Annotated in this window: 13 protein-coding genes, 1 pseudogene and 1 other annotated feature; of the genes and pseudogenes, 2 read left to right on the top strand and 12 right to left on the bottom strand. The window is 49.7% G+C overall.

Annotated features, from left to right (window positions below):
* Positions 1-112: 112 nt before the first annotated feature.
* From ACWGXF_RS23195 to ACWGXF_RS23150, 10 genes are all read right to left on the bottom strand, one after another.
* Positions 113-1,603 (bottom strand): UvrD-helicase domain-containing protein, encoded by a 1,491-nt coding sequence (locus ACWGXF_RS23195; RefSeq protein ID WP_046462411.1) that lies wholly within the window; start codon positions 1,601-1,603, stop codon positions 113-115.
* Complete coding sequence (locus ACWGXF_RS23190; protein ID WP_052951121.1) at positions 1,581-2,432, bottom strand: DNA-binding protein; 852 nt, start codon at positions 2,430-2,432, stop codon at positions 1,581-1,583. Before ACWGXF_RS23190 ends, ACWGXF_RS23195 begins: the two co-directional genes overlap by 23 nt.
* A 135-nt stretch (positions 2,433-2,567) precedes the next feature.
* Complete coding sequence (locus tag ACWGXF_RS23185; RefSeq protein ID WP_131667176.1) at positions 2,568-3,611, bottom strand: tyrosine-type recombinase/integrase; 1,044 nt, start codon at positions 3,609-3,611, stop codon at positions 2,568-2,570.
* Positions 3,612-3,842: 231 nt separating this feature from the next.
* Positions 3,843-4,577 (bottom strand): hypothetical protein, encoded by a 735-nt coding sequence (locus tag ACWGXF_RS23180; RefSeq protein WP_034367742.1) that lies wholly within the window; start codon positions 4,575-4,577, stop codon positions 3,843-3,845.
* Positions 4,578-4,595: 18 nt separating this feature from the next.
* Complete coding sequence (locus ACWGXF_RS23175; protein WP_034367740.1) at positions 4,596-4,919, bottom strand: H-NS histone family protein; 324 nt, start codon at positions 4,917-4,919, stop codon at positions 4,596-4,598.
* 136 nt (positions 4,920-5,055) lie between these two features.
* Complete coding sequence (locus tag ACWGXF_RS23170) at positions 5,056-6,753, bottom strand: toprim domain-containing protein (RefSeq protein ID WP_046462412.1); 1,698 nt, start codon at positions 6,751-6,753, stop codon at positions 5,056-5,058.
* Positions 6,754-6,883: 130 nt separating this feature from the next.
* Entirely contained in the window at positions 6,884-7,390 is a 507-nt protein-coding gene (locus ACWGXF_RS23165) for a hypothetical protein (protein ID WP_052052718.1), read from the bottom strand.
* A 66-nt stretch (positions 7,391-7,456) separates the two neighbouring features.
* Entirely contained in the window at positions 7,457-8,344 is an 888-nt protein-coding gene (locus ACWGXF_RS23160) for a restriction endonuclease subunit M (RefSeq protein WP_046462413.1), read from the bottom strand.
* A gap of 166 nt (positions 8,345-8,510) precedes the next feature.
* A complete protein-coding gene (locus ACWGXF_RS23155; RefSeq protein ID WP_046462420.1) occupies positions 8,511-8,768 on the bottom strand; it encodes a hypothetical protein in 258 nt (85 codons plus the stop codon).
* Positions 8,769-8,903: 135 nt separating this feature from the next.
* Positions 8,904-9,242 carry an H-NS histone family protein gene (locus ACWGXF_RS23150; RefSeq protein ID WP_034367891.1) on the bottom strand — a complete coding sequence of 113 codons (339 nt, stop codon included), beginning with the start codon at positions 9,240-9,242 and terminating at the stop codon, positions 8,904-8,906.
* A gap of 119 nt (positions 9,243-9,361) precedes the next feature.
* Here ACWGXF_RS23150 and ACWGXF_RS23145 point away from each other — a divergent pair, with 119 nt between their 5' ends.
* Complete coding sequence (locus ACWGXF_RS23145) at positions 9,362-9,547, top strand: hypothetical protein (protein WP_131367695.1); 186 nt, start codon at positions 9,362-9,364, stop codon at positions 9,545-9,547.
* Here ACWGXF_RS23145 and ACWGXF_RS23140 read toward each other — a convergent pair.
* Both ACWGXF_RS23140 and ACWGXF_RS23135 read right to left on the bottom strand, forming a co-directional pair.
* Positions 9,542-9,832, bottom strand: a complete 291-nt coding sequence (locus tag ACWGXF_RS23140; protein WP_034367731.1) for a hypothetical protein — start codon at positions 9,830-9,832, stop codon at positions 9,542-9,544. The two genes, ACWGXF_RS23145 and ACWGXF_RS23140, sit on opposite strands and share 6 nt — an antisense overlap.
* Positions 9,833-10,318: 486 nt before the next feature.
* On the bottom strand, positions 10,319-10,624 hold the full coding sequence (locus ACWGXF_RS23135) for a hypothetical protein (RefSeq protein WP_131367694.1): 306 nt from the start codon (positions 10,622-10,624) through the stop codon (positions 10,319-10,321).
* Positions 10,625-10,788: 164 nt separating this feature from the next.
* Between ACWGXF_RS23135 and ACWGXF_RS23130 the strand changes: the two are divergent.
* Positions 10,789-11,507: pseudogene (locus tag ACWGXF_RS23130) on the top strand (IS3 family transposase); the annotation flags it as partial.
* Positions 11,070-11,186, top strand: a sequence feature (AL1L pseudoknot). (Overlaps the previous pseudogene by 117 nt.)
* Positions 11,508-11,581: the final 74 nt, after the last annotated feature.

The raw sequence follows: 11,581 nt of genomic DNA, 5'->3' as shown, positions 1-11,581 counted from the left end.
GTACAAGCGCCATAGCTATTCTGTGTGCACCCCTTTCGGCTCAAACCAGATGTCTACGCTATTGCTACCTCGGCAGAGGTGACGATGGTGTATTTTTTCGCATGCGAAAAAATCATGCTGTCACCATCTCGATTTTTGCCCGTGCTCGCCGTCTTTGAGCGACTTGGTTGAGGATGATTTCAATGATTGCGTTGATGATCAGCACTCGCATGGCGCGAGAGGAGCCAACGTACAACAAATTGATTTCGTCTTCACGAGCCTCTGGTTCCATATCTGGATCGAAGATATCTGGGTAGTCATCAGTCAGTTGCACTGTGTCCCATTCCAGACCTTTACTCCTATGCGCTGTGGTGACAGTGATTGAGGCTTCCATTTCTTCCTCAACAGTAAGGCTCTTGAGGTGATCAATCATTGCAGGGATGTCTTCAGCTGCGTATGTTTCCAGAATTCGCACAGACCGTTGCATCTCATGGTCCTTGGTCTGCTCTGCGGCTTCCTTATATTCCTCATAGTCCTTGTAGTCGGCTTTGAGCTTCTTGTTCTTTACGTTTCCGAGTTCACCACGGCTGAAGTGGTGCAGATCTAGTAGATCCTGCACTTTGTAGTTTTCAATGCCTCCTACCCAGAAGATTGATTCGCCGCGAGCAGCAGCTGCAAGAGCGGATTCGAGTACGCCCATCACTGTTCTGGAGACTAAGCATCGATGTTCAGTGCCCATAGGAACGTGCAAAGTAACCGTGTCTGCTTGACCACGACCAACAACAGGAACTGTTTCCCCCTTCAGCTCAAGCAGCGCATTCGCAACGATAGCGACGTTGGGGCCGAACCGGAAGCTATTGGTCAAGTACAAGCGCGGAACATCGTTGAGAAGAGGGTGGTCGAGGGCGTTCACCGCGCCGCGATATCTGAAAATCTGCTGGTGCTCATCGCCCACAAGGGTGAGTTTGCAGCTCTGAGAAAGGACAATCTGGCTTGTGACGGGGTTCGCGTCCTGAGCCTCATCAAAAAGTATTCGCTTGTATTGAAGGCTGAGGTCTGGCATCGAAAGCTGGTAGAGCTTCAGATAGCAGTCGTGAACTGTTGGAAATGGGTCGTCAGGGTCGCACATCCGAACCCAAACTCTCTCAGCGGCATCAACCACTTCCGCCTGGTACTGAACCATCTTGGTTGTGAGGTTAGGCTTACCGTTGAATCGAGTGAAATGATCGCTGTAGAACTTCATGTCGGCACTGCACATGAAATTTGTCAGGACATCCAAGACATCCTTCACGAATGCCCAGTTGCTTGTGTCCAGAGCGTTGGCCAGCTCGCGTAAGGGAATGTTCCCGTGATGTGAGATTTTGTGCCTTAGCAGCTTTCCGAACTTGGGGAAAGCAAGCTGATGTGATGTCTTGCAGTCAACCTGTCGCTTAGGGAAGCGCTGTGCAGCTGCATCGCGGATGGCGCGGCTATACGCCAGGTAGAGCATACGCTCGCGGGGGTAAGCTTGGGCGATCTGGAAAAATGTTGTCGTCTTGCCAGATCCTGCCCTCGCTTTCACGACAAGGCGCGAGCCGGAGAACTGAATAATGCGCGCTTGTTCAGCGGTTGGTCTGATTACCATCGGTTTTCTTCCTAGGCGTCTTTGTAGTAGCCGGGAAGAGGGTGCCTTGCCTGAGTCTCAGAATCAAAGATTCGATATCGCGGTTGCGCTTCTGTTCTTCACTCAGCATGTGCTCTAGCATGCCAATCTGCTTGTCCTTGAGGCTCAACTGGCCATTGGCATAGCTAAGCTTATCGAGTGCATCACGCACTTCACCCTTCAGCACCAGCGATTCATCACGAAGCTCAGCAGCCCGCTCTTCCTGGGCCTTGATAGTCGTTTCCAGCTCGATAGTCTGCCTGCGTAAGGCATCGATCTGCGACTGCGAAGAGGCACCGTTTTGGGCTGCTTGGTCATATTTGTCTTGGAGAGCCTGCTGGTCATGTTCCACCATTTGAAGCGCACGCTCTTTAGCTTGAAGATCTTGTTCAAGCTTCTCGGCCTCTTCTTTGCACTTTGCCAGCTGGTCTTCTAGTTGATCGATTTTCTCGCTGTTGCTGTTGGCCATGTCGATGGCCTGCTGCATGTCTTCATTGATAACTGCCTCGCGGCTCCGCAGCTGCTCGCGCTCGGACTGGACCCGCATTTCAGCTCCATCCAACGCGGTGCGCCATAGTTTGCGGACGAGAAAATCAGCTTCCGAAGCCATGAAATCTGGCAGGACCATTTCCTCAGTTGGAGCTTCCTGCAGATTTGCGCTTTCCCACTCCTTCAGAAAGTTGGAGATAGTTGTGTAGCTGCCACCGCCGATGATTTGATGAATAGCTGTAATACGCGGAAGCTTTCCCGCTTTCACAAGCTCATTTGCGGCAGTGAATACGTCCTCTTTCGTAGCTATGCGTCTGGCCATGGCAATCCTCACTCTATGTAATACCGTATTACCATAATTATCGTATTACGATAGAAAATCGCAACAGGATTTTTTGCAGCTAGTACACGCCCAAAAAAAAGCACCCCGGAGGGTGCTACGAAATTTGGAGCTGCTTCAAAGGTAATCGATGACTTCACTGGCCTTGCGTCTGCGCTCATCAGACCTCTTGTCGTAACGCTGTGTCGTTGTAATGCTGGCGTGGCCAAGGTTGTCTTTGACCGTGATGATGTCGATCCCCTTTTCAAAAAGTGTCGTTGCATAGGTTCTTCGAAGGTCATGAGGCGCGACATTCTCAATCCCGGCCTGCAAACTGCGCTCATGCAAGATGTGATAGACGGATTGACTCGTCATCCTTTCGGAAGTCATGGCACCGTGACGACGAATTCGGGTAAACATCGGGCCGTCTTGAAGGTCAGCTGCATCCAACCAGGCAGTGAGGCGGGTCCATGCTCCAGCTGGGATAAAAGCGATTCGTTCCTTATTTCCCTTGCCAATGACTTTGAGAGTTCGATCCTTCCTCACGAGACTGGCCACATCGAGGTTGACGATCTCCGCTCTACGTAATCCGCAACCCGCCAAGATGGCCAGCATCGCGCCGTCACGAAGGCCAAGCCTTTTTTCATCTTCATCGCAGGCTTGCAACAAAAGCCGAACTTCCTCAGGGCGAAGTGCACGTCCCTTAGGAAGCCGTGAGCCACTGTCACCTTTGACTTCTTTGATTTGCTGGTAGTCCTCAACATTGAGTTGGTGAAGGAACCACGCTTCTTTGCACACTCCTTTGATGCCTGCCAGATAGGTGTTTACAGTTGCCGGAGCCTTGCCTTTCCTTTGATCAATGTCACTACCGTTTTCGTCAGGCTTGCTGCTGAGCAACGACACTATGGCTAGAACGTGGTGGCGACGCAGGCTACCCCATGGACAGGAGTGCAGATCAGAAAAGCCAATGATTCTGGCCACGTTGTTGAGAAAGGATTGCATCGTGACCTTGCTCTGGTCTGATTTGAGGGAAAGCAAGTACCTGACCGCTGCGTTCTGTCCTACATCCGGGTGTCCAGGCAAGGCTAAAAATTCAGATTTAAGAGAATCCCCAGGAAGGCCACCAGGAGGCTCTATGGCGAATTTTTTCATTTTTACATCCAACTGCATTGGGTGATCCATGATGAGTGCTTGTGGGGCTTTCTGACAAGCCCATTTTTTTTGATCTCTTCTACTTTTCAAAAGATCTATTTTAATAAGTAGAGCTATGTTTGAAAAGCTCACTGTTATCGTGAGCTATCGGCCATGCGATTTGGTCATGAGCGCACATTCATTCTGTCGCGCTATCACAGAATGCATCAAGTCTGTGCGCTTGGTACAGAGTAAGACTTAGATTGTGGGAGCGCAATAGATTCATACGTTGCTGGCGCGCTTGAACAGTGTGGCCAGGATCTTCATTCCAGTCTTGGCATCCGTGATGACCACATATCTATGGACAGATGAATCGTGCCCCCAGATTTCAACCTCATTGTCAGGTCCATACTTTCTGCGCTTATGCTCGATAACGCGGGGATCGAGTGGGATCTTGTGAAGATCTTCATGCTGCATCCTGTTGATGAGGGAAGCCCATGGGTTCTTCATATCAGCTGCTGAGTGATACTGAACATATCGATCAACGGCATGTTCGGTGATGACCAATTCACCAATCCTGGGTGTCTGAACAATCTCCTGAATACGATACTCTTTGGGATTTATCGTGATCTTTGTGAGTTTAGCGCCATCATCGTGATTGATTGGTGACTCAGATTTGATATTAATTTTGGCACCAGCGAAACGCCCTCCTTCCTGCATGAATGCTGCAAACTTGAGCAGATGCTTCTTATCGGATCTATTGAGGGAGAGCTTCTTTATGGCACCTTTGGATACATTGAGTTCAAATGCTTTTCCGCTATCAGGAATGCGGTCAAAGACAGCTTGATTGAATACCAGATGACGAATAGCTACTAACTCAGCGGCCAACTCGATGTCCTCAATCGGGTGCGTAAACTCTACAGTTAGTACACCGAAGTTACTTATACCTACTCGCCACAAAACAAAAACAGAGCGTTCATCGCTCTGTTTTTGGGAGTAAGTAGTCAAGCGCATCATGGCGACTACCCTTTTGCTTTAGGCTTTATCGTTCGAACTTTTGTCGATCAGCAGATCATCGAGATTGCCGCCTGCAGCGATATGTTCTTTCACCCAGCTAGGCTGCATGCCGCGACCTGTCCAGGTTTTTCCATCCTTGGCATATTTATCCGCGACCTTCCCGCGAGGCTTTCCTGCCGAAGATCCACGAGACTTTGACTGGAGATCTTCGATGGTGATGCCGTAGTCTTCCATCTTGGCTTTGATGTCAGAAATCACGCCCTGCACTTCCTTCAGGCGCATTTCTTCTGCTTGGCGAGAGAGTTCTTCAGCTTGAGCCAGGAGTTCTTTGTACGTTGCCATAAGTATTACCCTTCAGGTTGTGAATTACAGGGCAGAATACTAACTCAAAAAATGATACTGTCAAAGTTAAATTCAAGTAAAGTTGCTCAGAACCAAAAAAAAGCCTTCAACCCCTGTGAGGGCTGAAGGCTTTCTATTAGATAGTGGCGAAAGATCTAGCTATAAAGCTCTTCAAGTTCGCAACCCTAGGGAACCCTAAGATACCTTGCGAGAGCAAGACATCATTCCAGTCAACCCCTTTAGCTTTCGCTGGTATTGGCATCGATGGCATAAGTATGTGAACGTTCAGCCCGAGTGCTTTCGCACGCTGGTACAACACGTTTGCAGCAATTTCGCCACGAACAGACTTATCCTTGTCAGCCCATATCAGCAAGGTATGAACAGACTCAGGAATCTCAAAAGTTTCCATGAGCTGAGCATTGACGGACGACCAAGTAGGTATCTTTGTCGCTCGATATGCAGAGAGTGCCGTCTCCAGTCCTTCAGCTATACCCAGTACTCCCCCGCAAGAAGGATCACCGAGTCTTACTGCAGATCCGTTGACATCCATATCGTCAGGGATGCTCATCATCTTCTTCACCTTCTCTACCTTATGACGCTGGCCAGCTGAATCCTTATAGGACACTGCGAGCTTTTTGCCATCCTTATTCAGGTAGGTTCGATGGAGAGTAACAATTTCCCCCTCTGCATTGCGGATAGGACAAACAATCGCTGGAAAAGATCCCAACAGAGTATTCTTGTTATCCACTTCTTCATAGTAGTCCAGGGCAGGATGAAAGCGCATGTCGGCCGCAGCACCTTTGGCCAGCTCATTGAAGAGCACGCCACGGGACTGCAGGTAGAGACGCATGGGTTCAGCGGTCGCAGATGGGAACGCCACACACTGATTCCAGACCTTCTCTATCTTCTCGCTCGCATAAGCCTTCCCTGCCGCTTTCGCGGCCAGCACGTTTGCTGCACGCTGCTGCGCTTCTTGCAACCAACCAGGCGCGGCCAGAGCCTTGTTGATGGGCACGACCTTCTGATGGGCTGCAATTGGCTCAGCACTGACTTCATCCGCAGTTTCTACGGCTTGTTTCGCAGAGGTTACGGCCACAGGTGAACCGTTGCTAACCTGAACATGCTTCACAACGCTGCTTGAAGCCTGGGTGCTTTTCAGACGAGTTTCCCCGATACGAATCACTTCCCAGGTATTGCGATGAGTCTTGATCTCCTCTTCCGTAATCACACCGTCCTTGTCTTTTTTCTCGACAACAATAGTGACGGGGACGCGCCCCAGATTACTCAAAGTGATACTGTCACCGTAAGTGGCTCCGCTCTCTGCCAGGGCACGCTCAATGTCCACACCCCAAAGGGTACGTTCAAGATTGTTCCTGTAACGCAGAATTGCGTAGAAGCTCAGCTCATTTTCATCCTTGAACTGATACCGCTCTTTACCGAAGGCAATCAAAATTCCATCATAGAACTTTGCTTTCTTTGGGTCATGAGCGACCACTAATTCAAGTCGCTTTGTTTGAGTTGGTTTTGCAGTTGGAAGCCCCAATGCTTGACCCACTTCATCAATAGTTTCGGAAAATGACCAGTTGCGTAACCACATCAGAACTTCAAATCCATTCGATAAGAAACGGATACTTGGATCATTGTGGAATGCAGCTCCAGTCACGTCAGCATCAGGCATTAGGCGGAATCCATCAGTGCCCCCTTTTATTGGGCAGGGAACATGACGGCCAACTCGCTGAATTGCGTGGCGCAGCTCAGGAGCTAGGTTTGCGAAAATAGCCAGCCAATTTTCATCAGCAGCCTTTTTGACAACTTCTTTATCGTAGTTAGCCATTGTTAGTCCTTAGAAAATTAACTGGAATTGAGGCTTCATTAAAGCCCTGTATAGGGATTTAATGAAACCCCCACACCAGTGGAACCAAGGAGTAGTCCCGCAAGGGACTTATCCCTGGCAGGGTTTTGATTTAGTTCAGGTAGCCAAGCTTACGCATGACAACTTGAACTCCTTCACGGATGCGGTCAGGGGACAGCATTTCTTCACGGCAGAGTACGAGGAACGAAAACGGATGTATTTCGTCTGACATTAGCCATTCGTAGTTCTCTTGCCTGGTTTCAGGGCTTGTCCGCCCATCACCTAGCAATCGAATATTTTCATCAAAAAACGCTGTGCGCAATTTATCGATGTCATCATCAGACCATACGAATTTCTCCGTATTGTCTAAGTTCTCTTCATCGACTTCATCGTGCTCTGAGGTTTCTTGAACATAAGCCCCTGTCTCTGGTGCGCAGATATCGAAATCAAGCGACAAGCTACTTATGAGGCTTTCAATATTCTTGTTGCAGGTCTTCAAGGACAAATATGATTTGCCATGTTCACTGTATGAATATTGCTGAGAAGTCATCGTTTGATCCAGAAAATCAAACGACATTTGCCCCAGTTCCGGTTTGTGGATTGAGGGAATCATTGCCATGGCCACACTCCAAAAATGAAGGCCATGCCCCCGTTAGGAGGCATAGCCCCCTTAGGGTAGAAAAATTCACAAGGCTAGCTTGTAAACACCAGTTTCCAGACGTTCGAAGTATTTTGCGTCTTGCAATACTTGTCGGACTTTCGCCCTCCAATGTACGTTCTCTCTGAACTGTGCAAATGGCTCAATAGCTTCGTAAATCTGGTTTAAATCCATAGAGGGTTTCCCTTGCAGGACTCTACGAACAGCTGCTTTCCATGTAGTGGCAATCATATTGACTGCTTTTCGATGGAAATTTGATAGCAGGATCAACGAGTGACTTGCATCACGACGAAAAACTAAAAGCTTTTCGTGCGCAATACGAACAATGTTGCCTGAATATTGTCGTGAATCACTAATGCAGTTGTGCTGCACTTTGATGATTTCATCGACCAGTTTGCCTGGAGCGATACGCTCCACAAGACTTGAGAGATTGTAGTAATCCCCGTTTCTGCGGAGATTGCCCATCAATATCCCATAGTGTCCTTTTACTTCGCAGGCATCATGAATGTTCATGACAGCAAGCTCTAACGACTCAACAAATTCATTTAGCTTCATGCGGCTCATGTCCCATTTGTGTGGTTCATTGCCCCATTGACTTCCTGAATACTGAATCATGTCCCAGTAAGCTGGGTGCCACCAGATCAGATTCGCTTTCTCTCCCAAGAAGGAAGAGAAGTCATCAGTCAGCAAATTAAAGCCCTGATGAAGGTCTGTGCCCTTGAAGCGCACTCCAAGTGAAGCGGCTACATCGGCGCTCGTTCCGCCTCCAATGCTTGGATCTGCAACGAGGCCATTCTGATCTTTTAGATAGGACTCGATGAAGTCCTTTATGACGTACCCTGAGCAGTTGCCACGGTACTTGTTGTCACCATAGTTTCCCCGGTTTGGGTAGGAACAAATCGAGTTTGAAAACATGCGTGCCTTAATCAATTGAGGGCACGCCACCCATGGGAGTGCATGCACCCCAAGGGTTGATAAAATGCTGTTTGTTTAAGGAAGCCAGCTACTTCACTTTTCGTTCCAAGAAGGAACAAAACCACATTACTAATACCAATGCGGGCATTGGTAATGGGTCTTAGGTCTAGTGGGCCAATTCCGGTTCTTGAACTGGAGTGACGTTCGATTTGACGATCAAGGTTTCGCGTTTCGCCGTTTTGGGATGCTTACGATGCCTAAAATGATGGCCGTTGCTGTCACTTCCCATGTAGTGCCAGCAATCACCAGTTTCTTGGTTCTCGCAAACATGATCGCCAGAATTCAATTCTGCCTCGGATAACCCTCCCCACATCGCTTGCCATTGCTCCGTGTTGCGTTCAATGAAGAACGGGACTTCCTTCATCAGTTCTCTCCTGTCTTTGCTGTATCGCGTAAGTGCATTGTCTGCATAGACAGGAAAAGGCATCACCATGAAGCTGCCCTATTTGGGCAGACCTAAAAAATAGATCAAGCTATTACTGAGTAGCCTTCAGGCAGGCTACTGGACTGGAAACGGGTTGCGTTCATCCCTTGGGGCATTGAAGTCGTAGGTTGGTCGTCTATCGATTTCGAATAGGCTGCGGTCCTTGCCATCTATCCATCTTGGAGGCTTGCCGCGACCGCTCCAAGACTGGCCAGTGTCTGGGTCGTAGTACCTGGCCACGGGTTCCTTCTTAGCTGGCTGCGGGAGTGGGAACACTTGATGCACTGTGAAGCCGAAAGACTGGACCAGCTCTCTTACCTGGATAAGAGCGTCAGTCTCTTCCGAGGCGCGAGCTTGTGCAATTTGCTTGTCTAGCTGGGCAAGCTCAGCTTTCAGTTGACTGTAGGATTTCATGAGAGTGTATGTATGCCCGAGATGGTGATCGACGTGCACTGTGAGCGCAGACTCTTCATGCATGGGCAAGTCGGTTCAGAAATAAGAAAGGCCACTCCCAAGAGAGTGGCCAGTCTTTTTTGCTGCGTAACGTCAACTACGCTTTATTTTTTACCTTCACGCTTCTCTTCATCGATCTGACGCTGAGCGCCGATCGATCCAACAATCAGGAACACTCCAATGCAGAGCATGCTGATGGCGAGGGGACTGAAGAGGTGATTCATGGTGTGACCTTTCGTAGATGGGTTGTCAGCTACGGCTTATGAAGCCATTTTCTCACGAGTTTTGAGAACTGTCACTGCACCCTCAAGCATCACTGCAAAGGCGATGATGTCACCGATGGCAGTCGCAGTGTCTCCAGCTGCGAAAGAGTCAACAACGGCTTGGGCTACTTCGATGGCGTAGTAAGGAACCACGACACCGGTTACAAGGAAAGTCAGACGAAGCGAAGACGCAATGGCCTTCACCGTCATCGTTACCAGTTGGAAAGTTCCTGCAAGCAGGATGAAGATGTATGGCAGCAGAAGCAGTGCCACATTGATTTTTAGCATAGGCGAATCTCCGTAGAAATTGCCAAGGCGCACCCGCTAGGGTGGCTAAACCCTGGCGGATTGTTGAAAGACACTCATTGATCGAGCATCAAGTTGTCGTCGCAACTCGCAAGACTGAAGCGTCATGGACGCTATAGTTTTTGAGTTGAGATCGGACCTGGTACAAGTCAGCTCGACCGTGAAGCAAGTTCACGAGGCTGACATATGTTGCCGGGATGCGATGGGAGATCGCATTCAGCGTTAAGTGGTGTCTCGGTCATGCCGAGCACTAGAGATGCTGTTTATTTATGGAGGCCAGTTACCTCACACATTGCCCACGAGGGACAAAAAAAGCGCAGATGCAAAGCTTGGCTTGCTGCCTTGCATCTGTGCTCTTCTTCGGGAGTCTAGTGGTGATCGCTGTTCAACGACGTGGCTCAAGTTGCCCTCTTTGGGCGCTGTGACGAAATTTCACCAGAGCGCTTGTGAGCGCCTGGTGCAATTTCTTTAGTTCACTGACAGAGCTTCGGCTGCAGCAGCCTTCTGTCGCCATGGGTAGAGACATAGCGTGTAGTTCTCGCCATCGTCGCTTTTCAGCTCGACGGTATTCCCTGCTATGCGTGCTTTCGAGATGGTTTCCTCTTCAAAGAAGAGCCAGCCGTGGGGTTCGTCAGAGACATCGATTCGCAAGTGCCGCGAGAGGCTGCGATTGTTCTTGATGCCCGTACCGATCCCCTTGGTGATTGCCATCTGTCCGTTCAAGCGCACGATACGTGCATTTTTGATCATTCGGTAGAGTCGTTCGATTTGCATGTTGTCCTCGTAGGGGTCGCCTCAGAAAACGGAAAATAAAGCACGCTAAGCCCTTACTTACCCAGATGTTTGACTGTTCGTGGCACTTTCACCATGGCAATTGCAATTGCCCAACTGAATCGCACCGGCTTCCGTGGAGGCTCAACTCCTGAGAGGATTGAGTCATGAACACTAAAGCTGCTCGTTTTAGCCCTGAGGTACGTGAACGTGCCGTACGTTTGGTGCAGGAGTGCCAAGCGGATTACGCATCACTGTGGGGTGCATGCGAATCGATTGCCCCCAAGATTGGCTGCTCTGTCAGTACCCTGCATGGATGGGTACAGCGCAAAGAAATAGATGCAGGCCAACGACCGGGTTTGACTACAGATGAACGTGAGCGGCTCAAGCAACTGGAGCGGGAGAACAAGGAGTTGCGGCGTGCCAATGACATACTCAAGGCTGCGAGCGCTTTTTTTGCGCAGGCGGAGCTGGACCGTCGCATCAAGAGCTGATTGACTTTGTAGACAAGTACCGTGATGCCTATGGGGTCGAGCCAATTTGCCGACTGCTGCAAATTGCCCCATCGGGCTACAGACGCAGGGTTCAACAAAGAAACTGCCCATGGCTGCGCTGCAAGCGCAGCCAATCAGACGAAGAGAGTTGCGGTCATATCCAACGTGTATGGCATGCAAACTGGCAAGTTTATGGGGTGATCAAAGTCTGGAAGCAAATGCATCGAGAGGGCTTGCCTATTGCCCGCTGCACGGTGCAGCGCCTGATGCGCAAGCTAGGGTTGGAGGGTGCGCGGCGTGGCAAGAAGGTGTGCACAACACGCCCAGATGTGGCAAGGCCATGCCCACTAGACCTCGTCAACCGCCAGTTCACAGCCCAACGTCCTAACCAGGGGTCTCCTCGTTTTCAGTGCAATAAGTGACGGTACGAAAAGCTAGCACTGGCGCGGAGGTGGTGTTGGTAGAT

This window comes from Comamonas sp. HJ-2, from assembly GCF_053615495.1.
This window is presented reverse-complemented; position numbering and strand designations above follow the sequence as displayed.